The organism is Halorubrum sodomense (assembly GCF_900111935.1).
Lineage (GTDB): Archaea > Halobacteriota > Halobacteria > Halobacteriales > Haloferacaceae > Halorubrum > Halorubrum sodomense.
On record NZ_FOYN01000003.1, the window covers coordinates 485,043 to 510,209 of the forward strand.

Annotated in this window: 19 protein-coding genes; 4 read left to right on the forward strand and 15 right to left on the reverse strand. The window is 69.9% G+C overall.

The genetic code is table 11. The annotated features are described in order from the left end of the window. The first annotated feature begins 91 nt into the window (after positions 1–91). On the forward strand, positions 92–1,216 hold the full coding sequence (locus BM286_RS11830; protein ID WP_092922474.1) for a DUF354 domain-containing protein: 1,125 nt from the start codon (positions 92–94) through the stop codon (positions 1,214–1,216). Then, a complete protein-coding gene (locus BM286_RS11835; RefSeq protein WP_245779351.1) occupies positions 1,213–2,586 on the forward strand; it encodes a prenyltransferase/squalene oxidase repeat-containing protein in 1,374 nt (457 codons plus the stop codon). Before BM286_RS11830 ends, BM286_RS11835 begins: the two co-directional genes overlap by 4 nt. A 32-nt stretch (positions 2,587–2,618) precedes the next feature. Here the strand turns inward: BM286_RS11835 and wecB are convergent, their stop codons facing one another. From wecB to BM286_RS11865, 6 genes are read right to left on the reverse strand one after another with little or no spacing between them, the layout of a single operon-like run. Next, entirely contained in the window at positions 2,619–3,701 is a 1,083-nt protein-coding gene (wecB, locus tag BM286_RS11840) for a non-hydrolyzing UDP-N-acetylglucosamine 2-epimerase (protein WP_092922478.1), read from the reverse strand. A gap of 3 nt (positions 3,702–3,704) precedes the next feature. Then, positions 3,705–4,949: a glycosyltransferase family 2 protein gene (locus tag BM286_RS11845; RefSeq protein WP_092922481.1), complete on the reverse strand. Its 1,245-nt coding sequence runs from the start codon at positions 4,947–4,949 to the stop codon at positions 3,705–3,707. Beyond that, complete coding sequence (locus BM286_RS11850; protein ID WP_092922484.1) at positions 4,949–6,343, reverse strand: nucleotide sugar dehydrogenase; 1,395 nt, start codon at positions 6,341–6,343, stop codon at positions 4,949–4,951. The genes BM286_RS11845 and BM286_RS11850 overlap by 1 nt, the downstream gene beginning before the upstream one ends. Continuing rightward, entirely contained in the window at positions 6,340–7,326 is a 987-nt protein-coding gene (locus tag BM286_RS11855) for a Gfo/Idh/MocA family protein (protein WP_092922487.1), read from the reverse strand. The genes BM286_RS11850 and BM286_RS11855 overlap by 4 nt, the downstream gene beginning before the upstream one ends. Next, positions 7,319–8,446, reverse strand: a complete 1,128-nt coding sequence (locus BM286_RS11860) for a DegT/DnrJ/EryC1/StrS family aminotransferase (RefSeq protein ID WP_092922490.1) — start codon at positions 8,444–8,446, stop codon at positions 7,319–7,321. The genes BM286_RS11855 and BM286_RS11860 overlap by 8 nt, the downstream gene beginning before the upstream one ends. Beyond that, on the reverse strand, positions 8,443–9,063 hold the full coding sequence (locus BM286_RS11865) for an acyltransferase (RefSeq protein WP_199233582.1): 621 nt from the start codon (positions 9,061–9,063) through the stop codon (positions 8,443–8,445). Before BM286_RS11865 ends, BM286_RS11860 begins: the two co-directional genes overlap by 4 nt. Before the next feature lie 445 nt (positions 9,064–9,508). On the opposite strand from BM286_RS11865, the gene BM286_RS11870 reads away from it, so the two are divergent. Beyond that, positions 9,509–11,293 carry a hypothetical protein gene (locus BM286_RS11870; RefSeq protein ID WP_092922493.1) on the forward strand — a complete coding sequence of 595 codons (1,785 nt, stop codon included), beginning with the start codon at positions 9,509–9,511 and terminating at the stop codon, positions 11,291–11,293. A gap of 49 nt (positions 11,294–11,342) precedes the next feature. On the opposite strand, the gene BM286_RS11875 is transcribed toward BM286_RS11870, so the two are convergent. The 3 genes from BM286_RS11875 to BM286_RS11885 all read right to left on the reverse strand — a co-directional run bounded on the left by BM286_RS11875 (position 11,343) and on the right by BM286_RS11885 (position 15,149). Beyond that, positions 11,343–12,527, reverse strand: a complete 1,185-nt coding sequence (locus BM286_RS11875; RefSeq protein ID WP_092922496.1) for a hypothetical protein — start codon at positions 12,525–12,527, stop codon at positions 11,343–11,345. Positions 12,528–12,709: 182 nt separating this feature from the next. Beyond that, on the reverse strand, positions 12,710–13,927 hold the full coding sequence (locus BM286_RS11880; protein ID WP_092922499.1) for a WD40/YVTN/BNR-like repeat-containing protein: 1,218 nt from the start codon (positions 13,925–13,927) through the stop codon (positions 12,710–12,712). A 10-nt stretch (positions 13,928–13,937) separates the two neighbouring features. Continuing rightward, positions 13,938–15,149: a Gfo/Idh/MocA family protein gene (locus BM286_RS11885; RefSeq protein ID WP_092922502.1), complete on the reverse strand. Its 1,212-nt coding sequence runs from the start codon at positions 15,147–15,149 to the stop codon at positions 13,938–13,940. Between the two features lie 170 nt (positions 15,150–15,319). Here BM286_RS11885 and BM286_RS11890 point away from each other — a divergent pair, with 170 nt between their 5' ends. Continuing rightward, entirely contained in the window at positions 15,320–16,330 is a 1,011-nt protein-coding gene (locus tag BM286_RS11890; protein ID WP_092922505.1) for a glycosyltransferase, read from the forward strand. 41 nt (positions 16,331–16,371) lie between these two features. Here the strand turns inward: BM286_RS11890 and BM286_RS11895 are convergent, their stop codons facing one another. From BM286_RS11895 to BM286_RS11920, 6 genes are all read right to left on the reverse strand, one after another. Further along, the gene (locus BM286_RS11895; RefSeq protein ID WP_092922508.1) at positions 16,372–16,599 is read right to left on the reverse strand and encodes a hypothetical protein; all 228 of its coding nucleotides are present in this window, start codon (positions 16,597–16,599) and stop codon (positions 16,372–16,374) included. Positions 16,600–16,695: 96 nt separating this feature from the next. Further along, a complete protein-coding gene (locus BM286_RS11900) occupies positions 16,696–16,914 on the reverse strand; it encodes a hypothetical protein (protein ID WP_092922511.1) in 219 nt (72 codons plus the stop codon). A gap of 108 nt (positions 16,915–17,022) precedes the next feature. Further along, positions 17,023–20,106 (reverse strand): autotransporter outer membrane beta-barrel domain-containing protein, encoded by a 3,084-nt coding sequence (locus BM286_RS11905; RefSeq protein WP_245779352.1) that lies wholly within the window; start codon positions 20,104–20,106, stop codon positions 17,023–17,025. A gap of 278 nt (positions 20,107–20,384) precedes the next feature. Further along, positions 20,385–22,052 carry a right-handed parallel beta-helix repeat-containing protein gene (locus BM286_RS11910; RefSeq protein WP_167603397.1) on the reverse strand — a complete coding sequence of 556 codons (1,668 nt, stop codon included), beginning with the start codon at positions 22,050–22,052 and terminating at the stop codon, positions 20,385–20,387. A 149-nt stretch (positions 22,053–22,201) separates the two neighbouring features. Continuing rightward, positions 22,202–23,791, reverse strand: coding sequence for an alkaline phosphatase family protein (locus BM286_RS11915; protein WP_092922517.1), 1,590 nt, complete (start codon positions 23,789–23,791; stop codon positions 22,202–22,204). 129 nt (positions 23,792–23,920) lie between these two features. Continuing rightward, a complete protein-coding gene (locus BM286_RS11920) occupies positions 23,921–25,153 on the reverse strand; it encodes an alginate lyase family protein (RefSeq protein WP_158293694.1) in 1,233 nt (410 codons plus the stop codon). Positions 25,154–25,167 lie beyond the last annotated feature (14 nt).

Consider the following 25,167-nt stretch of genomic DNA (forward strand, 5'->3'; position numbering starts at 1 on the left):
CGGCCCCGGAAGCCCCCCGTTTCCCCGCCCGCCGGGGGTCAGGGCGGTAAGCGAGCCATTACAATTAGATCGGGTCTCCGAAATCGAGCACATGCGATTCGTCTTCTTCACGAACACGCCCGCCCACGTACATCTGTACAAACACGCCGTCGACCGACTGGAGCGGGCCGGTCACGACGTGCTCGTCTTGGGCCGGGACTACGGCTGTACGGTCGCGCTGCTCGACCGGTACGACCTTCCCTATCGGATCTACGGCGCCTGCGGAACGACGAAGGAGTCGCTGTTCCGGAACCTCCCCTGGCACTACGCCCGCCTCGTTCCCGCGGTCCGGTCGTTCGCTCCCGACGTGATATTCGGGGTCGGCGCGTACGCTGCCCACGCCGGGTTGGTCAGCGGCGCCCCCGCGGTGTTGGTCCTCGACTCGGAGCCGACCTCTCTCGATCACGCCGTCTCCCGACCGTTCGCCGCGGCGTTCCTCACGCCGCACACCTTCGGGAAGGATCTCGGGGAATCCCATTACCAGTTCCACGGCTTCTGCGAGACGGCGTACCTCCACCCGGACGCCTACCGGCCGAACCCGGAGATACGCGATGCCCTCGACCTCGCCGACGACGAGGCGTTCGTCCTCCTGCGGTTCAACGCGTTCGGGTCGCACCACGACGTGGGGCACTCCGGATTCGCGCCGGAACAGCGCGAACGGCTGGTCGAGACGTTCGCGGACCACGCCGCGGTGTTCGTCTCCGACGAGGGCGGGACGCTGGACCTCGACTCGCTTCCCGCCCGCGAGTTCGACGTCCACCCCGCGCTACTTCACGACGCGCTGTCGGCGGCGCGGCTCGTCGTCACGGACACGCAGACGGTCTGTACCGAGGCCGCGCTGCTCGGGACGCCGGTCGTCCGATCCAACTCCTTCGTCGGCGACGGCGACATGGGGAACTTCACAGAGCTGGAGCGACGGGGTCTAGTGGTCAACACTCCCGAGTTCGAGGAGGTCGTCTCTACGGGCGTCGACGTCCTGCGCGACGAATCGATCGGCGAGGACTGGCGGCGCCGACGCGACGAGTACGTCGGTGGACTCGTGGATCTCACGGACGTGATCGTCGCGGTCGCTGAAGCGGACGGCGGGACCGCGGTCCCGGGCCTCGAACGGTGGCGCGGCGGGACCGAGCGACACACACCCGACCGGTCGACGCCCCTCACGGAGGAGTCGACGTGACGGCCTCCGACATCGGGGCGGCCGACGAAGACGGCGTGAACCGCGCGGAGGGGGCCGGCGGTGAGCCGGGTCGGCCTCTCGCAGACCGCGGGACCGACGACGCTCTTCCCGCGCTCGAGACCGGCGGACACGACGACGCACACTGGGTCGCGGACGACGCCGTCGCGGAGATTCTGACGGAGACGCTCCGCTATGCGAGGGAGCGCGACTACACCGGCTGGGACTACTTCGACGGCATGAGCAGCCGCATCAGGCGGGCGCTGCCCTTCGAGACCAAGTGGACGAACATCCTGATACAAGAGGTCATAAAGCGGGCGCCGGTCAACGTCCGGCGGCTCATGTCGGTGGAACAGCGGCAGAGCTTCAAGGGGACCGCGCTGTTCGTGCTGGCAAATCGGCGGGCGTACGACCGCCTCGGCGACGCCTGCTACCGCCGCGAGGCCGACCGGCTGTCGACGTGGCTCGTCGAGAACCGGACGCGCGGCTACGGGGGGTTCTGTGGCGGGCACCAGCACGCGACGCAGGGGCTCGACAAGCGGTTGCCGGCGAAACACCCCGGCATCGTCTCGACCGGTTACGCGGTGCGAGCGCTGCTGTCCCAGAGCGACGGCACCGGAGATGTCGAGAACGACGCGGATCCCCTCGACGGAGCTGCCGGCGGAAGCCTCGCGGCGGTCGCCGAGTCCGCGCTCCCGTTCGTGTTCGAGGCGCTCAACTACCGGGAGTCGGACGGGACGGCCAGGATCGACTACCACGCCGGCGCCGAGGCGGGCGAGGCGACGGTCATCAACGCGAACGCGCTCGGCGCGCGGCTGCTCCTCGACCTCCACGATCGCCACCCTCGTCCCGAACTCCGCGAGCGAGCGGAGCGGATCTTAGACTACGTCGCGAGCCAGCAGGCCGACGTCGGCGGGTGGACGTACACCGACCCGCCGTCCGCCTCGCACCTCTCGATGGACAACCACCACAACGGGTTCGTCTTGGAGTCGCTCCTCCGGCATCGAGAGGTGACGGGGGCGACCCGGTACGACGACACGCTAGAGCGCGGGATCGAGTTCTACCGCCGGACGCTGTTCGAGCCCTCCGGGGCGCCCAACTGGGACGAGGAGAGCGCCTATCCGAAGGACGTCCACGCCGCGGCGGAGGGGATCGTGCTGTTCAGCGCGGCCGGCGACACGGCGTTCGCGTCCCGGATCATCGACTGGACGCTCTCGGAGCTGTACGCCGGCGACGGGCAGTTCTACTACCAGAAACGCCGGTTCTACACGAAGCGGTTCACGCTGATGCGCTGGTGTCAGGCGTGGATGGCTTTCGCCCTCGGCGAGTACCTGAACGCCCGTGAGCGAGGGCGCGAACGGAACGGGCAGTAGCGGTCGGCGGCGCGACCGCGCTTCTCCTCCGCTCAGTCGTCCGGCGCGTCGGCGAGCCTCGTCTCGATGGCCGAGACGGTCAGATCGGCCGCGTTGCCGCCGCCGTACAGCTCGGGTTTCGGCGGGAGCTCCGATCGGTCGAACAGCGCCCGGGAGATGCGGTCCGGGTCGCTCCCGACCAGCACGTTCCATCCCGCCTCGACGGTCTCGACCCACTCCGTCTCGTCGCGGAGCGTGACGCAGGGCGTGTCGAGGTAGAACGCCTCCTTCTGGACCCCGCCGGAGTCGGTGGCGACCTTCGACGCGTTCGCGAGCAGTTGAAGGAACTCGACGTAGCCGACCGGGTCGACGAGGCGGACCTTCGCAGCCGCGCGGTCGTACAGGCCGTGCTCCCGGAGCGCGTTCTCCGTCCGCGGGTGGAGCGGCAGGACGACCGGGATGTCGACCCCGGTCAAACCGTCGAGGATCCCTGCCAGTCGGTCCGGATCGTCGGTGTTCGACGCCCGGTGGACCGTCGCTAAAGCGTACGCGTCGGGGCGGAGCCCCGGAACCGGGAGGGGAGCGTCCCCGTCGAGCACCCGGTCGCGAACGGCGAGGACGGCGTCGTACATCACGTCGCCGGTCACGACCACGTCGCCCCTGATCCCGCCGTCGCGGAGATTCTCCGCGGCGTTCTCTCCGGGCGTCAACAGCAGGTCCGAGCAGTGGTCGGTGAGGACGCGGTTCACCTCCTCGGGCATCGACCACTTGCCGCTCCGGAGGCCGGCCTCGACGTGCGCCAGGATCGGTTCCCGTTTCGCCGCGACCAGCGCGGCCGCGAGCGTCGAGTTCGTGTCGCCGTAGACGAGCACGGCGTCCGGCGACTCCGCCTCGATCACCTCGTCTATCAGGCGCATCATCTCGGCCGTCTGCGGGGCGTGATCCGCCGATCCCACGCCGAGGTTGTACTCCGGTTCCGGGATGTCGAGCTCCTCGAAGAAGACCCCGGACAGCGACTCGTCGTAGTGCTGTCCGGTGTGGATCAGGACCTCCTCGTGGTTCGCGCGCAGCCGCCGAGAGACCGGGAACGCCTTGACGAACTGGGGGCGCGCGCCGACCACCGAACAGATCCGCACGGGTCAGTCCTCCCTCGCGGTCGACTCGTCCGTCGTCGGTGCGATCCCCGAGCGCTCGTCCCCGGTAGCCCCCTCGGACGCGGCGAAGTCGAACTCCCCGGAGAGGTCGCCGGGCTCGACGTGGACCTCGAGGCCCGCGTCGGCCCGCCGCTCGGCCGCGACGCCGGTGAGAAACGATGCGAGCCCGAACAGCCCGAAGACGCCGGTGGCGACGGTCGTTCCGCCCGCTCCGGTGAAGGCAGACCCGGCCGCGAGCGCGGCCCCGCCGACGAGCAGTCCCATCCCGAGCAGCTGTGCGACGGCGGTCGGCGACCCCATCCCGCGGTCGCCGTCGTCGAGCAGCCGACCGAGGTAGCTCCGAAACAGCAGCAGCGAGAGTCTCGGGACGAACGAAGCGTACCGGATATTGCTGGTCTCGTCGCCGTACACCGCCCGCATCGGCACGTCGGCGATCCGAAGCCCCTGTTTGTTCAAGCGGACGAGCAGGTGGTTACAGAACCCGTAGTCCTCGTAGAGCGACTCGAATTCGACGCGGTCGAGCGCCCGGCTGGAGATCGCGGTGTACCCGTTCTGGGGGTCCGCCATCCGCCAGTAGCCGCTGGCGATCCGGGTAAGCCCCGTCAGCAGCACGTTGCCGAACATCCGCCACGTCGACATCTGCCGCCGGTACTCCGCGTGTCGCAGGCGGTTGCCCTTGGCGTAGTCGGCCTCGCCCCGGACGACGGGACCGATTATCCGGTCGAGTATCGCCGGGTCCATCTGGCCGTCGCCGCTCATCACCGCCACGACGTCGACGTCGGCGTCGGCGGCCATCGCGTTGCGGTAGCCCGTCTTGATGGCGCCGCCGACCCCAGCGTTCTCGCGGTGGCGGAGCGCGACGACGATGCGGTCAGGCAGCACCGTCCCGGTGCGCGCGTCGCGGGCAACGATCCGGTCGCGCCAGGCCGGCCCCGCCGCGACTTCGGTCCCGTCGGGACCGTTCGTCACCGATCCCGACCCGTCCGCCAGCGGTCCCGATCCCTCCGCGGGCGACTCGTCGGCGATCGGTCGCAGGCTACCGCCGGGTCGCTCCGACCCTTCGAGCCCGGTGAGCGTCTCGCGTATCTCCGTCCACGTGCCGTCGGTCGAACAGTCGTCGACGACATACACGCGGTCGACGAACCCGGGGACGGTCTCGATGACCTCGCCGACGAACCCCGCCTCGTTGTACGCTGGGATCACGACGGCGACGGTGGCGCCCCCGTACATCAGCGCCACCCCCGTCCGACGGTGTAAACGCTGTGTGCCGTCTCCGAGAGGTCAAGCGCCTGTCGCCCGTCGACGACGGTGATGCCGCGCCGACCCCCCTCCGGTCCCTCGCGTTCGAAGGCGCGCCAGTCGACGTGCCCGAACTCCTCGTGAGCCGTGACGAGGGCGGCCGCGTCGACGTCGCGTTCCGTTATCTCGTCGATATCGACGCGCTCGGCGGGCATTTCGGGCAGTTCGTCGAGGATCGGGTCCACCGCGAGGACGGTCGCACCCAGCCGGTCCAACCGGTGAGCGACGTCGATCGCGGGCGAAGCCCGCGCCTCGGGAACGCCCGCGCGGTAGGCCACGCCGAACAGCGCGACCGTCGCGCCCTCGACGGGGCCGTCGGTCGCCAGCCCGTCGACCAGCGTCTCGACGACGAACCCCGGCATCAGCTCGTTGACGGACCTCGCCGTCCGGATCAGCGGCGCGGGGTCCGCCACCCCGTCGAGCAGGAAGTACGGGTAGTACGGGATGCAGTGCCCGCCGACGCCGGCGCCAGGGGTGAGGATATCACAGTACGGCTGCGTGTTCGCGGCCTCGATGGCCTCGATCACGTCGACGTCGAAGGCGTCGGTCAACGTCGCCAGCTCGTTGGCGAGCGCGATGTTGACGTCGCGGTAGACGCCCTCGAAAAGCTTGACGCACGCCGCCGTCCTCGCGCTGTCGGTCCTGACGACCTCGTTGTCGCTCACCTCGTCGTAGACCAGCGCCGCGACCCGCCCGCTCTCCGCGTCGACACCCCCGACGACCTTCGGATACGACCCGCGGATGTCGCGGAGCGCGCGGCCGCTGGCGGTTCGTTCGGGGGTGTGCGCGAGCCCGAACTCCCCCGGCTCTCGGTCGCCGGCGGTGAGGATCGGCTGGATGACCTCCGCGCACGTCCCCGGCGGGACCGTCGATTCCACGAATACCGCGTCGCCCGGGTCGAGACCGGACCGCACGGTCTCTGTGACCGCCTCCAGCGCCCCGAGGTCCGGGTCGTCGTCGCCGTCGATCACGGTCGGCACGACGATCACGTGGACCCGAGCCGTCGCCGCCGCGGCCTCCCCGTCGGTCGTGGAGGTGAACCGGCCGTCGGCGACCAGCTCCGACAGCAGCCCGGACACGCCCGGCTCGTGCTCGAAGGGGTTGTTCCCGTCCGCCAGCGCGGCGACGCGCTCGGGGTCGACGTCGACGCCGGTCACCGCACCGCTCGTCTCGCCGTACACCAGCGCCAGCGGCAGCCCGATCTTTCCCATCCCGTACACCGCGACGGGGGCGCGCCCCTCGCGGAGGGCCGCGCGCTGTTCGTCCGGAGACGCGTCGGCGCCGTACAGCCCGACGGTCTCCGTCGAGGGAGCGTTCGTCGTCATCGGCCACCCGACTTCGCGACCGGCGCTTCGGGACCGTCGAGCGCCTCGCTGATCTCGCGGATCAGCTCGATCACCCGGAGCCCGTCCTGCCCGGTGACCTCGGGGGCGGTCCCCTCGTTCACGGCCGAGACGAACGACGCGATCTCGCCGCGGAGGGGCTCGCCGTTTTTGACCTGCGGTCGCTCGACGACGCTCTCTGAGCGGTACCTGACGTCGCCGTTCGACTCGACGTAGCCGGGCAGCGAGTGCCGGTGGATCTTCACCGACTGGGTCAGGTAGTCTACCGTCACCCGACAGTCCCGACCGGTGACCGCGAGTTCGCGGACCTTCTGGTGGGTGATCCGACTCGCGGTCAGCGTGCCTAACACGCCGTTGTCGAGCCGGAGCGTCGCCGTGACGTGGGGGTCCGAGCGGATCCCCGCCGCGAACGTCTCGTCGACCTCGGCGTCGAACAGCGACAGGAGGATGTCCAGGTCGTGGATCATCAGGTCCTCGACCACGCCGTCGGCGGTATCGCGGTCTATCGGTGGCCCGAGCCGACGGGCGTCGACCGCGAGGACGTTCATCTCCGGAAGAACGTCTCCGAGGGCCCGCACCGCCGGGTTGAACCGCTCGATGTGGCCGACCTGCAGCCGGAGGTCCTTCCGGTCGGCGAGCGAGATCAGCTCCCGGCCGGTCGCAATGTCGTCGACGAACGGCTTCTCGACGAGGACGTGCGTGTCGGCCTCCAGCGCCTCCCGCACGACCGACGCGTGGAACTGCGTGGGCACGACCACCGAGACGGCGTCGACCGCCTGAAGCAGCGTCCCCCGATTGAGCGCCCGCGTCCCGTGTTTCTCGGCGATCTCTTTCGCCCGGTCCCAGTCGTCATCGGCGACGCCGACCAGGTCGACCGCGGACGACCCGGCGTACACGCGGGCGTGGTGGGCGCCCATGCTCCCGACGCCGATGACCCCGACGCGGAGCGGCGCGTCGTCAGTCATTCGCGATCACCTCCGCCTCCGGCAGGCCGTAGTGGTCGCGGACGGCGTCGGCGATCCGGGTGAGGTCCTCGTCGGTGACACCGGGGTGGACGGGCACCGACACGACCTCGTCGACGATCCGACTCGCCGTCGGAACCGACGCTTCGTACCCGTCGTACGCCGGCTGGTCCGGGATCAGCGTCGGGTAGTAGACGGCCGTGTCGACGCCGCGATCGTCGAGGTGCTCCCGGAGCGCCGCCCGGTCCGGACAGCGGATCGTGTACTGGTGGTAGACGTGACGGCGCTCCGGCGGCTCCACCGGCAGCGTCAGCGCCGAGACGTTCTCGAGCGCCGCCGAGAGCCCCGCCGCGTTCTCCCGGCGGCGCGCGTTGTACGCCGGGAGCTTCCGGAGCTGTTCCACCCCGATAGCGGCCGAGAGGCTCGTCAGTCGGAGGTTGTGCCCGACCGAGACGTGATCGTAGCCGCGGTCGGCGGAGTCCGACCGCCCGTGGTTGACGAAGCGGGCGGCGCGCTCGGCGACCCCCTGATCGTCGGTGACGACCATCCCGCCCTCGCCGGTCGTCATGTTCTTCGTGGGGTAAAACGAGAAGCAGGCGGCGTCACCGAACGTGCCGACGGCCGTCCCGTCGTAGGCAGCTCCGTGCGCCTGCGCCGCGTCCTCTATCAGCGCGACGTCGTGTTCCTCGGCGATGTCGGTCAGCCGGTCCATCTCCGCGGCCAGCCCGTACAGGTGGACCGGGAGAATCGCAGCGACGTCGTCGGTCGCCTCGACGACGGCCTCGACCGAATCGGGGTCAAGCGTGTACGTCGCCGGGTCGATGTCGGCGAACACCGGGCGCGCGCCGCAGAGCCGGACGGCGTTCGCGCTCGCGACGAACGAGAAGGGCGTGGTGACGACCGCGTCGCCGTCGCCGATCCCGACGGCTTCGAGCGCGGTCTGTAAGGCGGCGGTCCCGTTGGCGACCGCGACCCCGTGGTCGGCGCCGCAGAAGTCAGCGAACTCGCGTTCGAACTCGCGGACGACGGGGCCGTCCGCCAGTCGGCCGCTCGCTAACACCTCGCGGACGCGCTCGAGTTCCCGTTCGCCGACGTCGGGGTCGGCGATGGCGACCCGGCTCATGCTATCGTGTTGGAGTCGTCGAGCGGTTCCGGGAGGTCTCGGTGTTCGGCGGGGACGCCGGCGGCGAGCGTCTCGGGCGGCACGTCGTCGGTGACGACGGCGCCGGCGGCCACGAACGCCCGTTCGCCGACGGAGACGCCGGGGAGGACGGTCGCGTTGGCGCCGATAGAGACCGAGTCGGCGAGCGTGGGCCCCTCGAGGTCGCCGTTCCGGCGGACGGGGTAGGGGTCGTTCGTCAGCACCGCGCCCGGTCCGACGAACACGCCGTCGCCTATCGCGGTCTCCCGGGGGACGTACACGTTCGTCTGGAGGCTCACGTGCGAGCCGACCGTCGTCTCCCCGTCGATGACGCTGTTGGTGCCGACGAGGACGTCGTCGCCGAGCTCGGTCCCTTCCCTGACGAGGGCGTTGTGTCCGGTCGTGAACCCGTCTCCCGCACGCACGTCCGCGTACACGATCGAACCGGACCGCACCGTCGCGTCGGCGCCGAGGACGGTCGCACCGGCGCCCTCGGCGTACTCGTACCCGACCGTCGCGCGCTCGCTCACCGTCGACCGCGGACCGAGTTCGACGTTCGTGACCGTCGAGGCCGGGGCGTTCCGTTGTAAATCGTCCATGACTGACTCGTGTGGCGATGCGGCCGGTCCGGTCATTGTTATGGAGAGGCTTGTCGGGGTACGATCTGCATACTCGGTCGGCCCCGACCGGCGACCGAATCCACGCTGAAGCGGGCGAAATCGGGCGAGAGGACCATTCGAAAGGCGCTCGGCGCGGATCTGGATCGACGGCCGGTCCGCCGAGCGGAACGCCGACGAGGGCCCGCGTCGACGGAGCCACGGACGCGACCGGGGCAGAATGCCGTGAACCCGACGACGGAGTAAGGAGTGGGCACGCGGCTCACGTCTCGCGTTACTCGCCTCGCCTCCGGCGTTACTCACCTGTCCCCCGGCGTTACTCGGCTCGCGCCAGCGGGGGATCGCTATCGCGCCGCTCCCCCTGTTCGAGCCCGCTCTCCCGAGGTATGCCCATCGTAACAAAGTCGACATTCGCGGACACTCACGTATGGAGATAACCGGTATCCACGCGGTGGCTGCGGTGCTGCTCGTCGTCGGCGGGACCGTCGGTGCCGCGTCCGTCGCGGATCTCGGAGGCGGTGCGTCGGTGACCGTCGATGACACGGAGACGGTGAAGCCGACCACCGGCGACACCGCCTTCGAGGTGCGGACCACGCTCAACAACAGCGACGCCGCGAACGCGACGCGATCGTACGACCTGGTCGTCGAAGGCGGGAGCGGCTCCGCCGTCACCGTCGACGAGCGGACGGTGACCCTGTCGGCCGGGGAGACGCGCCGGCTCACCCTCTCGGCCCCGAGGGACGCGCTGAGACCGGGACGGTACAACTTCACGCTGAGCGACGGCTCGGAGGCGTTGGCGACGGGCAACGTCACCCTCGATCCGCCCGCGTTCGTCCTCTCCGACGCCGGCGCGGGCGAGGTCGTTCGCGGCGATCTAGGGACCGTCGACGTGACCGTTCGCAACCGCGGCGACTTCCGCGGGCTGCGGAACGTTGATCTTCTCCTCGACCGCGACCGCGACGGCGCGTTCGAGGTCGGGGAAGCCGTCGCCACGAGGGCGCCGACACTCGGGGCCGGAGCCGACACGACCGTGCGGTTTTCGGTCGGGACCGACGGGCTCGATCCGGGGACCTACGCGTACCGCATCGAAACGGCAGATGGCGCTCGGGAGGGGGTACTCGTCGTCCTCCGCCCGGCGACGTTCCGCGTCGCGGGAGCGACGATGACCACCGACGCCGTCAGGGGCGACCGGTTCAACGGGTCGGTGACGCTGACGAACGCGGGCGACGTCCCCGGCACGGAGACGGTCTGGCTCGACGGCCCGGCCGAGTCGTTCGACTGGAACCGGTCGGTGACGCTCGACGGGAACGAGACGAGGACGTTCGAGTTCGCGGCGGCGACGGCGAACCTCACCCGCGGGAACTACTCGGTCGCCGTCGCGACGGCGAACGACTCGGCCACGGCGACGCTCCGCGTCCGCGAGAGCTTCTTCAAAGTCGACGACGTCGACGGACCGGAGTCGGCCGACGTGGACGGCGACGTCGAGTTCACCGCGCGGGTGTCGAACATCGGCGACGCGGCCGGGAACGAGACCGTCGAACACCGCATCGATCTGAACGGCGACGACGACCCGGAGACGGTGACCGGGAACCGGACCGTGACCCTCGCTCCGGGCGAGCGGACGACCGTCGAGTTCGTGATTCCCGCCGACAGCGACCGGTTCACCGACGACGACCTGCTCGGCACGCACGTCTTCGGCGTGTACACCGGAGACACCAACGCGACCAGCGTCGTGGTCGTCCGGGACTACTACTCGGGCGGTGGTGGTGGGTCCGCCTCGTCGTCGTCATCTTCCTCGTCGAACGACGAGACCGAGACGGTCTCGAAGGACGTGATCACCCAGGAGAAGTACGGGCTCGACTACGACGAGGTCAGCAGCGAGACGCAGTCGCAGGTCGACGAGATCTACGAGCGGCAGCCGTTCGCGGACGGGCTCGTGATCACCGAGGTCCTGACCCGCGAGGAGATCGCGCGACAGGAGTTCGGCCTCGACGTCGAGCGGAACGACGACTTCGATTTCACCTCGATCGACGTCGAGACCCAACAGGAGATCGAGGCCGCCTTCGACGAGCAGTTCGAGTCCGACGACGGCGACCGGATCGAGTCGTGGGACGAACTGGCCAGGGCGGAGTTCGACAGCGAGTACGAGGCGCTTAACGAGGAGCGAAAAGAGACGATCCGCGAGCGGTACCGAGCGCAGTTCGACTCCTGAAGCCGCACGTGTTTGCGCCCGTCGCGGGCGTCGAGTCGCCCGCCGACGCCTACGGCGGACCGTCGGGGAACTGGGCGCGATAGAGCGTCGTTATTTTTCCCTTCGTCTCCCCGCTCAGTTCCGAGAAGGGCATCTCGTAGCGCATCCGCGAGAGCTCGTCTTTCGTGAGCTTCGTCTCGGCGTCCTGCCGGTCGTGGACCGACCGGACGAGCCGAGCAGTCGGCTCGCTCAACTCGTCGAAGGGTATCCCGTACGCGACTCGTGAGATCTGGTCGAGCGACTGCGTCCCGTTTTCCGGCACCGGTTCCGCGGTGACCGCCGACTCGTCGACGGTCACGTTCAGCTCGTAGGGCCCCGAGCTGTCCGCTACGTCCGCCACGGCGACGAAGTACCACTCGCTCTCCTCGGCGCTGAACCGGATGGTGGCGGGAGCCCCGCTGCCGACGTACCGCGTCGCGGTGTCGGTCGGCTCCCCCGCGGGGGCGGTGTCCACGTTCAGCACCGAGACACCGTCCGCCGACTCCCGGTCGACCGTGACGGTGACCGGGACCGTCACCGACCGCGGCTGCTCGGGCGTCTCGTAGTCGGGGAGCGTGAACGCGTAGTAGTCGACGTCGGCGCCCTCGAGGTCAGCCGAGACCGTCGCGTTGCGTCCCGCGTCGGTGGCGGTGAGTTCGAGCCGCGTCGCGTTCTCCCGGTCGTCGTTCGGCTCGTCCGGCACGTCGGCGGTCTGCGCTATCTCGAGCGAGAGTTCGAACGTCCCGGTGGCGCGGACGGTGGTGCTCTCGACTCTGACCGTCGCTCGGCCCGGCGCCTTCGTCGTCGCGTTGAATCGCCCCGTCTCCCCGCTCTGAACGCCGAGACCGGCGCTGTCGGGGGCCACACTGCCGTCGGGCATCTCGGCCCGAACCGACGCCGTGTAGACCATCGACGTGTCTGTCGGTTCCTCAAGCGAGAACTCGATCGTGGCCCGCTCGCCGGGCTCGATGTCGAACGCGTAGACCGGGAACGCCGACAGGGTCCCGGTCACCGTCTCGCCCGGTTCGATCACCGCGGGACCCCCCTCGGTCTGGCGCCGGACGTCCCCGGGCGACGCCCGTCCGCGGTCCGGCTCGTCGGCGACCGCCGTTCCGTTACCGGCGTCCGAGACGGGGGCGCTCGCCCCGTAGACGCCGGCGGCTATCCCGCCCGCTGCGACCAAGCAGACGGCGATCAGTACGACGGTTCGCTCCATGTGTCTCTTGGACATAAGCGGGCGAGCGCGTGACCGCACCGCCGCATTGTAATTCAGAGAGTAATACGGGTAGGGACGCCGTAGCGCGACCGGTCGGGCGGTACCCGGGTCTCACCCGCCGGGCCGGTCGAACACGACCCGTCGCACGGATTTGACCGTCGAGCCCGCGGCGAGGACGCCCGCTACCGGTCGGGAGCCGACGCGTCCACCGCGGGCGCTTCGTCGGCGACCCGGGACACCGCTTCGGGCGGGACGCGCATCACTGATCCGCCGTCGCTCCGCGCGTTGAACGGGTTAACGAACAGTCCGAGTCGCTCGTCGGCGGCGAGGAACACGTACGCGCTCGCGGTGGGGACCCCCGGAACGCGCTCACCGACCGGCCGGCGGCGGCGGAACGCGGCCAGCTCGTACCACGTCTCGTACGACGACGACGAGGAGGCGACCAGCACCCGCGCCGCGTCGCCGCTGCGGTTCCGCCGACCCGCGGGCGCGGTGCTGTCATCGCCGATCTCTGCCGCCGTCGCGACGGCGACCCAGAGGTCACCGTCGACCGTCAGCGTCGCCGCGTAGTACGCCGACGCGTCCGTACGTCCGACCGTTTCGGGCTCTGCGGGACCGTCGCGGCGCAGCCGAAGGAGCTCCACGTCCGCCGCGTACGAGCAGTCCATCCCCCACAGCACGGCCGTCGGCGTGAACGCGAGCCCGACCGCCCGCCACCGCTGGCTCCCGCTCCCGACGCGGACGAACTCGCCGTCGACGAGGCGACCGACCGCGCTCTCGTCGTCGGTGTCGCCCGCCGTCGCCCACAGGGCGTCCCGGTACGGGTCGTGGAAGACGCCGTGGAAGTGACGGACTTCGGTCGTCTCGACGCGAATCTCCCACGTCCGCCCGTCGTCATCGCTGCGGAGGATCCGAGCCGGGTCGTCCCCGAGCGTGTACTCCGCGAGGTAAACGTCGCCGCCGTGGAGACAGACCGAGGTCGGGAGCGTGCCCATCGGTCCCGACGAGTCGGGGAGCCGATGGACCGGCGCCCACGACCGCCCGGAGTCGCCGGAGCGGAACACCCGCCGCCCGACTGTCGCGAGCAGCGTGCCGTCGCGGAGCGGCCAGAGGTTCGTCGTCGTCCACGAGCCGACGACGGGACGTAAGGCCACCTTCGCGAACCGGCCGTGTCGCAGGCGAAAGGCCGCGTCAAGCCGCCCGTCCCCCGGCGTCGGGAGGGTACCGAGCGAGACGCCTCCCTCGGACCGCGTCCAGACGCCGACCGTCCGCCCGCGCGTCCAGTAGAGGCGTCCGTCTCTCACCCCGCCGATCCGCGCCTCCGGACCGAGGTCAAGCGGTTCGCTCCGCATCCCAACGACGCCGCGCTCGGTCGCCCGCTCGAGGTGGCGTCGGGTCATCGGGGACGGGTCACCGTTCGGCGGCCGACCCGTCGTCGGACCCGTCCGCGGGGGTGTCGGCGGCGGACGCCGCGCGGTCGGCCGCGGGACCGAGCCACCCGGTGTCGATCATCGCGACGAGCGGGTTGTCCTCGATTTCGAGCGGGAGGTCGACTCGCCCGCGCCGTCTGGCCGACTCCCACGCGGCGAAGACCACCTCCGTCGACCGGAGCGCGTCCCGTCCGGACAGTTCGGGCTCCGACCCCGTCTTCAGCCCCTCGACCGCGTCCGCGATGGCCCGCTCGATGAACACCGGTCGCTTCTGAACCTCGGTCGAGACCAGCGGCAGTCGCGCCCGCACACCGCGCAGCGCGGCGCCGAGGTATCCCTGGAAACCGAGGCCGTGGAGGTTCTCGCCGTCCGTCTCGACCGACTGCCACGTCCCGCCGTCGGTCCGGTAGCGGAGCGTCGGTCCGCCGTCGACGCCGAGTTCGATGGCGCCGTCCGTGCCGGCCAACCGGAGGTAACACGCCCCCTCCGGGGCCGACTCGCCGGTGGTCGCGATCCCCACCGTCCCGTCGGCGTCGCGCCACTGAACGAGCGCCTGCGTGGCGTTCGGCGTCCCGAACCACCGGTTCTCCTCCCGGTAGTCGACCTGCGCCAGCACCCACTCCACGTCGACGCCGTCGGTGAAGTACCGGGAGAGGTCGACCTGGTGGATCCCGGCGTCGAACAGCGTCTCGTCCGCGAACTCGATCCGCGTGAGCGAACCGATCGCGCCGTCGTCGAGGAGCTCCTTGGCCCTCCGGAACGGCGCGCCGAACCGGCGCTGGTGGTTGACGGTGAGCTGGACCCGGTTCCGGTCGCAGGTCCGGACCATCGACTTACAGTCGCCCCAGGTGTCGGCCATCGGTTTCTCGCAGTGGATCGCCGAGACGTTCCCGCTCTCGGCGCAGTCCTCGACGATCGCGGCGTGGATCCCCGGCGGCACGCAGACGCTCACGAGGTCCGGCTCGACCGCGTCGAGCATCGTCTCGTAGTCCTCGTAGACGGTTCCCTCGCGCAGGTCGAACTCGCGGGCGAAGGCCCGTCCGTTCTCGAGGACGATGTCCGCGCACGCGACGAGCTCGCAGTCGTCGTTGCTCTCGTAGGCGCGCCCGTGACGATACCCCATCGCGTATCCGTCTCGGTCGGGGTCGGAGGGGTCGGGGCCCGTGCCGATGACCGCGACGTCGTAGACCATTTCGAGCGGAGAAGGCCACCCCCGACCAAAGAGTATAGACCGCCTACCGCACGCGGTCGAATCGAACCGCCGGGCTGCGGGCCGATTCGACGGGCGACGTTCGAACGAGCGTCGAGCGGGGGCGGCGGTACGATTCCCATAACAATACCGCCGCTCTCGGATACCCCGTTGTGGCTCCCACTCCCAGCCCCTCGACCGGCGAGACCCGCCTCGGCGAGGCGAGCGACGGCACCGACGCATCGGGTGACGGACTGCCGTTCGTCTCGGTGGTGATCCCGGTGTACAACGACCCGGCCGGAATCGAGGCGACGCTCGACTCGCTCCGGCGACAGACCGCGACCACCGACCGGTACGAGGTGATCGTCGTGGACAACGGGTCGACGGACGAGACGCGCGACGTCGTCCGCGAGTACCTCGGGGACGAGACGTTCGAGGGGCTGCGGTTGTTCGTCGAGGACGACGTTCAGGGCTCGTACGCCGCCCGGAACGTCGGTATCTCCGCCGCGACGGGGTCGGTGGTCGCCTTCGTCGACGCCGACATGGTCGTCGATCCCGGGTGGGTCGAGGCCGTCGCGCGGGAGATGGCCCTGACGGACGCGGCGTACCTCGCCTGCGACGTGCGGCTGTTCACGACCGGCGACGAAGGGACGGTGGCCAAGTACAACCGGCTGAAGGACCTCAACGTCCAGCGGTTTGTCGAGGAACTCTCGTTCGGGCCGACCTGTTCGCTGGTCGTCACGCGGACGCTCCTCGAGGACGTCGGCGGGTTCGACGCGCGGCTCCGGTCGAGCGGGGACGTCGAGTTCGGGAACCGCGTTGCGGCGAGCGGCCGCGAACTCCGATACACCCCAGACATCGTGGTGTATCACCCGACCCGGACGACCCTCGGCGCGCTCCTCCGGAAGTCTAGGCGGGTCGGACGCGGGAAAACTCAGCTGCGGCGGTACTACCCCGAGCGCTACGGGCCGCCGGTTCTCGCCGCGCTCAACCCCGCCGCCTTCCTCCCGCCGCGGCCGAGTTTCATGCGCCGGTCGGTGCGCAATTGGGCGGACCTCCCCGTCCGCCAGCAGGTCGCGTTCCTCCTGTTGAGCTACATCGCGTCGCTCGCGAAGGCGTACGGGCAACTGCTCGAACTCGCGTCGCCGACGGACACGGGCGCCGAGAAACCGTCCAGTCGCTGACGCGCTCGGGCCGGGTCACCGCCGACGCGGTCGCCGTCGCGTCAGGAGTCGTCGGTCTCCTCGAACGCCTCGACGCCCGGTAGGTCGGAGACGCCCTCGTGTTGGCCGACGTACGCCGCCGACTCCGTCTCCGACTCGAAGGTCTCCTCGTCCGGGTACTCGCGGACGGTCAGGACACGTCCGTCGTCGACGGCGAACACGATCTCCACCGACCCGTCGGCGTGTCGGTACTCCGCGGCATTCCTCGCCGAGTCGCCAGAGTCTGCCATCCGCTCGTGTTCGTGTCTCAACGGCTTAGCCGTTTCGCCCGTGATCGGTGTCGCGACCCGGTTTCGACCGGGAGATCGGTCGATCCCTCGTCGCCCCTATCTGTTGTCGAGCAGGTCCGCGACGGCCGTCGGCTCGGCGACGATGAACGCCTCCTCTCGGAGCATCTCCTCGTCGTCCGGGAGGTACAGGAACTTCTCCGACTCGGTCCCCGTCGCCCGGATCTGTTCCCAGTCGTCGAGATCGTATCCGAGGTCCTCGCTGCCCGGGTCGTCCGGCTGGTCCTCCCACTCGACCTCGAGCGAACTCCGCGTCATGCTCCCTCCGCCGTGCGGTCGCTCCCCGTCGCGAGGCTCCCTGCGGGACGGTGTCGACGCGGACCGAGCGGCGGCTCTCCGAGAGGGCTGCGGCGTGGCGCCATCAGTTCACCTCCGGAAGGTGAGCGACGCGTCGCCGTCGATCCGTAGCCGCGTGACGTCGCCGGAGAAACCGAACGTGTCGCGGTCCTCCGCGACGGTCCCGCTGGCGACGCCGCCCGTCGCGGCGTCCGACGCCTCGGCGCCCCAGCCGCCGTCGCGCTTCGCGACCGAGCCGGTCGTCTCGACGAGGTAGCTCGCCTCGGCGCCGTCGCCGTCGACGACGAGCTCGTGCGGCAGGTCGTGACCACCGTTCAGGGTCGACGGGTCGACGGGCTCACCGTCCACGCGGACGACGAGGTCGCTCTCGACCTGGAAGTTCGTGAACGCACCGGTGACCGCGTAGGCGCTGGTGTCCCCCTCGGCGCGTCCGGTGACCGTACCGTCGGTCACGTCCGCGTCGGTCGCGCCGTCACCGGCCGTCACGCTCCCGTCCACCGTGAACGTGTACGCGAGCGGGTCGTCCGTCTGGCTGCCGTCGACCTCGACCGTTCGGGCGGGTTCGACGCCCAGCTCCGAGGGCTCGACCGTCTCGCCGTCCAGGCGAACGGGGATGTCGCCGTCGAGTTGGAAGTCGGTGAACGCGCCGGTGACGAGGAACGAGTCGATCCCGCCCTCGACGTGGCCGGTGACGGTCGAGCCGTCGATCACGTCGCTCCCGTTCGCTCGCGGCCCGGGCTCGACGCTCCCGTCCATCACGAACGCGTACTCGACGCGGTCGGACGTGCCGCTCCCGTCGACGACGAGTTTGCGCTCTTTCGTCGTCTCCGTCGCAGAGCCGTCGGACATCGTGTCGTCGCCGGTCGAGCCGTCGCCGGTCGAGTCGTCGCCGGTCGAGTCCACTAACTCCGAGGGGTCGACCGTCTCGCCGTCCAGGCGAACGGGGATGTCGCCTCCGAGTTGGAAGTCGGTGAACGAACCGGTGACGATGAACGAATCGATTCCGCCCTCGACGTGGCCGGTGACGGTCGAGCCGTCGATCACGTCGCTCCCGTTCGCTCGCGCGCCGGGCTCGACGCTCCCGTCCACCGCGAACGTGTACTCGACGCGGTCGGACGTGACGCCCCCGTCGATGACGAGCTTCGCCTCATCGACCGTCGAGTCGGTGTCGCTGGTGGAATCGGTGTCGCCGGTCGAGTCGCCGTCGTCAGTCGTCCCGTCGGTCGAGCCGGTGCCGTCGGTTGAATCGCTGGTCGAGTCGGTCGTCTCCGAGACGACCAGCTCGGACGGGTCGACCGTCTCGCCGTCCAGACGGACTTCGGGGTTGCCGTCGACCTGGAAGTCGGTGAACTCGCCGGAGACCCAGAAGGAGTCGATCCCGCCCTCGACCTGCCCGGAGACGGTCGTCCCGTCGATCTCGTCGCTGGCGTTCGCTCGCGGCCCGGGCTCGACGCTGCCGTCCACCGTGAACGTGTACGTGAGCCGGTCGGTGGTTTGGCTGCCGTCGACGACGAGCTCCTGTGTTCCGTCGGGAGCGGTCGACGTCGAGCCGTCGGCCGAGTCCTCCGTGCCGGTAGACTCCGTGTCGTCCGTCGAGTCCGTGGACGCCGCCTCCGGATTCGGGAACGGACACGACCCGTCCTTGGTTATCGACGAGCTCGACGCCGTCGAGTTCTCGAGGGTGACCTCCCTGCCGGTCACGTCGACGGTGGAGTCCTCGACGACGCCGCCGCTCGAGTCCACGAAGTTGACACCGTCGCGGCTCGACCCCGTCTGGTGGACACAGCAGTTCCGGACGATCGAGTCGTCGGCCTCGACGAGGCGGATCGCCTCTCGACCCGACGCCGACCCGGTGATGCTGACGTTCTCCATCCGGATCCAGTGCGGTTTCGGTGGCGTCCGCTGCCACTCGCGCCACGGGATGACGCCGGGGCGGCCCCGCCGGACGGCCCACATGTCGTCGATGTCTACCCGGACGCGGGTGTTCTCGACGCGCACGCTCCGTCCCTGCGGCGAGAGGTTGATCATCGCGATGCCGTTCGGGGCGTCCGCGCCGACGAGTTCGCAGTCGCGGACCTCCGCACCCGCCGGGATCGACTCGGCGCCCTCGAGTTGAACGCCCTGATCGATGTGGATCCCGCGCATCCCGAACCCGGTCGAGATGTCGCCGAGCGCCGGTCCGGTGTACTTCTCGAAGTCGATTTCCACCGTACAGTTCTCGATGTAACTCCCCTCCCCGCCGATGCGGACGTTTGCGGCGTTGTTGTTGAGGAAGTAGCAGTCGACGATCTCGACCTGTCCGGGCGTCCGGGAGGTGTACGTGCCGTTGTTGCCGAACTCGCGGAAGTCACACCCCTCGATCCGGACCGTTCCCTTGTTCGACCAGCCGACCCAGACACCGATCCGTCCGTTACCCCTCGCGTACCCGTCGATGCGAGAGCCCTTCTTCGCCACCGCGTCCCGCAGCACCCCGCGGCCGCTCTCGCTCGTGATCCCGAGCAGGAAGGCGCTGACCTGCCCGGAGTTATCCGTGAGCCCGCGGCCGAGGAACTCGACGTCTTGGATGTGGAAGTGGTTCCGGCAGCGCAGCCGGATCCCGGTTGTGGTGTCATCCGCCCGCATGTCCACGTCGACGTTCTCGATGAGCACGTCGTCGGGCACCGGGTCGTAGTTGAACAGGAATCCGGAGTAGCCGGTCGGCGGAACGAACCGGACGTCGCCGTCGCCGAGCACGCCGACGCGGTCGGCGTCGATCTCGACCACTCCGTCGAAGCTGTACTCGCCCTGGGGGAACCGCACCAGCGTCCCGTCCGAGAGCGCGTCTTCCAGGCGGTCGTTCACCGGGTCGTTCCCGCTCGGGTCCAGTCCCAGGTCGTCGACCGCGTCCAGCACCCGATCGAACTCGATCCCGTGGCGGGTCGTTCCCCCCGCGGCGGCGCCGCCCGTCGAGACGGTGGCGACCGTGGCGGCGGCCACGCCCGCCATCTTCAGGTAGCCGCGCCGGTCGAGCAGCGACGTGTCGTCACCCCCCTCCGTCTCGATCTCCCGTTCGTCGTCGGCCCCTGTTTCGGACTCGTAATCACGGCCTACCGGACGATCGGCGCGATAATCGGTTCCTACTGACTCGTCGTCGGGTGCCCGTTCTTTGGACATGCCCCGGCGTTCCGGGGTCACCATAATATTCGTTTTCGCCAGTAACTGACCGGAAGCGTGCGGATGGGATGGATTGGTTACCAGATGAAGCCCGATTGGTGGCGATACGGTTCATCTCACGTTAGGAACAGATTACTTTCATAATTTTACAGGACGTATCCGATAACCGGTGAGTAACGGGTCGTAGGACGTGCTTACCGATCCAGACGACGACCAGATCGCCGCGAGTCGCGATCCGGGGCTCGGCTGGCGCGCGGAGCGCAGCCGCGGGGCGAGCCTCACGGTCGGTACAGCACCCGTCCGATCGGCACGTCCCCGTCCAGCGCGTCGACGCTGATCCGGAGCGAGTTCGAGACCGACTCGGCGTCCGGGAGGGACGGCACCGCCGGACCGAGCCCGAGGCAGATGCGCTCGGTCCCGGCGGTGCGACCGAGCGTCCGGAGGAAGGGCACGGCCGCGGTGAGATCGACGCCGGACCCGTCGTCGCCGAACCGCTCCAAGACGGTCTCGACGCCGAGACACAGGAGGTGATCGTCGAGCGGTGTCGTCAGGTCGGCGTCGACGACGATCGGGTGACCGTCGGTCCGGATCTCGCTCCCGCTCACCGCGCTCCGCGGCGAGTGATCCAGGAACACCCCGTCTCGGTCCCGCCCGGGACAGTCGATGTCGCAGTCGATCACCGCCGACCCGGGCGCCAGTCTGAGGTCGACGGCGACGCCGCCCGCCGCGTCCCCGTCGACGGTGACGTTCCGCAGTTCCGTCCAGTGTGGCGGCGGCGGGCGCCGTCGGTCCGGGCGGTAGGGGAGCGCTCCTACCGGGCCGCGGCGCACCGCCGGTGTCCCGTCGATGTCGCATCGGATCTCCGTGTCGCGGACGACGAGACTCCGCGCCACCGGCGACTGTTCGACGACGGACTGGGACAGCGGCGACGACCGGGCACGGATCGTGCAGTCGCGGATCTCCGCGCCCGCGGGTAACGGCGGCGCGCCCTCGCGTTGGACGCCCTGTTCGACGACGACCGCCCGCGTGTTGAACTCATCCGACGCGTCCACCGCGCCGCCGGTGTAGCGACTGAGATCGATCTCGATCGTGCAGTTCTCGACGTAGCTCCCAGCGCCGCTGATGCGGGCGCTCGTCGCGTTGTTGTTGAGGAAGTAGCAGTCGACGATCTCGACGTTTCCCGGCGTCCGGGAGCCGTAGACGCCGTTGTTGCCGAACTCGCGGAAGTCACACCCCTCGATCCGGACCGTTCCCTTGTTCGACCAGCCGACCCAGACACCGATCCGCCCGTTCCCTCCCTTGTACCCGTCGATGCGAGAGCCCTTCTTCGCCACCGCGTCCCGCAGCACCCCCCGTCCGTCCTCGTCGTTGACCGCGAGGGCGAACGCGCTCGGCGTTCCGCCGTCCGATTCGCTCGTCCCGCGGCCGAGGAACTCGACGTCTTGGATGTGGAAGTGGTTCCGGCAGCGCAGCCGGATCCCGGTCGTGGTGTCGTCGGGGCGGACGTCGACATCGACGTTCTCGATGAGCACGTCATCGGGCACCGGGTCGTAGTTGAACAGGAGCCGCGTGTAGCCGGCCGGGAGAACGAACCGGGCGTCGCCGTCGCCGAGCACGCCGACGCGGTCGGCGTCGATCTCGACCACTCCGTCGAAGCTGTACTCGCCCTGGGGGAACCGCACCAGCGTCCCGTCCGAGAGCGCGTCTTCCAGGCGGTCGTTCACCGGGTCGTTCCCGCTCGGGTCCAGTCCCAGGTCGTCGACCGCGTCCAGCACCCGATCGAACTCGATCCCGTGACGCGTCCCGAGGTCTCCGTCGTCGGGCTCGTCCGCGGACCCGCCGTCGGGGCCGTCGTCCGACGCCCCGTCGTCCGCGCCCGGATCGTCGGGAGCGGCGTTCGCCGCCCCGTCCGACCCCAGACCGAGACAGCCGGCCGCCGAGGCCACCGCGGCACCGACGACCCCGAGATAGGGGCGCCTGCCGCAGGAGCCGGGCCCGCCGCCGACGCCACGCGAACCGTCGCCCCGATCCGAGCCATCGTCGTCGGGTGAACCGTCGTCGCTCTCGGAACGGTGGTCGTCATCCCGGCCGGCGTTCATAAGTAACCCAGGCCGCGAAGGCGCTCTTCGACCGCTTCGTCGCTCCCGGGACCGTCGGTCGCCGCGTCCGAGGAGGCGTGGTCCCGCTCGACTACATCCCGGGTTGCCGGCGGCGACCCGGGCTCGAACAGCTCCGTCAGCACGCGGCCATGGGCGGCCGCGGGAACGGGCTCGCCGAGCCCGTGGAGCAGGGTCGGCGCCACGTCGACGACCGTCGCCCCTTCGACCGCGATGTCGGCGGCTATCGGGGGGCCGCGGGCGAAGAGGACGCCCTCGGGCCGGTGATAGCCGGCGATCCCGTCAGCGTCGACGACGGTCTCGTCGGCGAGTCCGGGCTTGACATGATACCCCTCGACGCCCTCAACGACCACGTCGGGCGCGAACTCGTCTTCGGGGTTGAGGTCGTCGCCGTCGCGGACGGAGAGCACCCGCTCTCCGGTCTCGGGGTCGGTCACCGCCGCGAGCGCGGACATCACCTCCGACTTGACTCGGTCGCGCTCGCCGGGGGCGACGGCCCCGTCGTCGAACCGCGACGTGTCGTTGACGTAGACGCTGCCGAGCCCGTGGAGGAACGCCCGCGTCTGCGCGGAGTCGACGTCGTAGAGGGCGTGGTCGCCGGGCACCGCCCGCGCGACGCTGTCGACGACCGACGCCGGAAGCCGCTCGACGAGCGTCTCGTCGTCGATGCCGATCCGTGCTAACGCGTTCAACACGGTCGACTTCGACACCCCGGCGCGCGAGAGCACGCCCCGGGCCCCCGTCGAGCGCTTCGGCGTCAACAGTCCCGCGTCCGCCAGCGCTCGGTTGACGTTGACGACCCGCGATATCGGCCCGAACCCGTGGTCGGAGACGACGTACAGCGTCGCGCCCAGCCGGTCGCAGTAGGTCATCACCTCGGCGAGGACCGCGTCCAGCTCCCGGTAGTGTTCCAGGATCACCTCCTCGTCCCAGATCAGATGCTGGAGCCTGTCGGGCGCCGTGAAGGTGAAGAAGAACAGTCGCCAGTCTTCCCGCTCCGTGAGCGACCGCAACAGCTCGCGGCGCGCCTCGAACAGCGACGCGAAGTCCGCGAGGAACTCGTCGCGCCGGTCCTCGCCGTACTCGTGCCACCTGAGGCCGACTCGGTAGTCGGGAATCTCTTCGCGGATCGCCTCGCCCAGCCGGGCCGGCTGCGTGAACCCCGCCGCGTCGGTCGAGCTCGTCATCATTCCGGCGACCATCGCTCCGTCGTCGCCGACCCCGCCGGCCGGGTACGTCATCGGCACGTTCGCGACGACGGCGGGCGAGAGCAGCTCCCAAAGCGGCGGCTGTCGGAGGTCCTCGCGGTTGTAGGGCCGCTGACTGTAATCGCTCCCCAGTTTCATGAACTCGTAGAGTCCGTGTCGGTCGGGCCAGGTACCGGTCGCGATGGAGGGCCACGCGACCGGCGTGTTCGCTGGCGTCGTGCTCCGGAGGGGACCGGCGGCTCCCGTCTCGATCAGCTCGGCGAACGCGGGGAGCTCCCCAGCTTCGATCCACGGCCGGACGAGCGGCCACGGGACGCCGTCAAGCCCCAACACGAACGCGCGGTTACCGTCGTCGCTCACCGCGACCGCCCCCGTCGACGCCGCTCGGTCCGAATCATTGAGCCTCGTTTGGGGAAAGACGAAATTTGTTATGACTGCCGTACCCGAGTAAGACGGCCTTACCCTCGAAAACGGGGTTCGCGAGCGGTCTCAGTCGACGTCGAGCTCGAAGCGACTGGCGTGCGTCAGCGTTGTCCACCCGAGGATCCGCCGGTCGTACAGCGGTCGTCCGATCGACTCGAGCACCTCGCGGAATTCTGAGCGGTCCCACCGGGAGTACGCGAGCTCGTACACCGACCCTGCCGCCGTTCGGTCCGCGTCGGTGTATCCGTTCTCGCCGGTGCCCCACTCCCACTTCTCGGCGTCGATGACGTACGGACAGAGGCCTTCGAAGGCCCGTAGGAGCGCGCTCACGTCGTCTTCGGGGAGCGTGTGACCGTAGAGGTCGACGCCGTAGTGCCGGGCTATCTCCGCGGTGAACGCGAGCGCCTTGAGCCCGTACACCGAGTACTCCAGCCCGTCGACCCGCTGCCGCTCGTGCCGCAGGAGGCCGTTCGGTTCGAGCTGGTCGAAGCCGTGCTCGCGCCAGTCGTCGAACGCGCGCGTCAGCGCCTCGCGGTCGTCGAGGTACGCCGCCGCGGTCGCTCTCGCGAGGATCCACCAGGCGTAGATGTTGTTCTTGACCACGCCGGTGTAGCGCTGCTTCCCCCGTCCGTCCTCGAGGTCCGCGAGGTACGTCTCCACCCACGAGCGGAGCGCCTCGCGGTCCGCCCCGACGGTCGACCACCGCGGGGAATCGCGGACGAGCGCAGCCCCGTAGATGAGCGTCGGCAGCGTGATGTGAAGTTCGATGGAGAAGTACGTCTCGCCGAAGTTCCGGCCGGAGGGGTACATCCGCGTCTCGGGGTCGAGAAACCAGTGATCGAGCAGCCGGATCGCCTTGCTCGCGAACCGCTCTCGGCCGGTGAACACGTAGCCGATCCCCAGGTCCCGGACCCACGTTCCCATCTCGATGGCCGCCCGGTAGTCAGGGCGGTCCTCGCCCGTGGCGAACCGATGCTCGTCGACGCCCGCGGGCGACCCGTCGTCGACGACGCTCCTCGGCGTCGCCGCCAGGGCTCGATTCGCGTCCCTGATCTGGGCGTCGTAGGCCGTCTTCCACGGGTCCTGACCGTCCTCGACACGTTCGCGAATCGCGACGACCTCGTTGGCGTCGAGGAACCCGGCGTACACCGCGGGGTCGTCGCGCAGTTCCCGGGGTGATCCGGAGCCGGCCCGGTCCGAGTCGGAGCCGCAGCCGGCAATGATCCCGGCGACCCCGAGCGAGGCGGCGCCGCGCAGGAGGTCGCGCCGGCGCTTGCCGTCCTCGTCGCGTTCAGTCACGCCCAGCGTCCGGC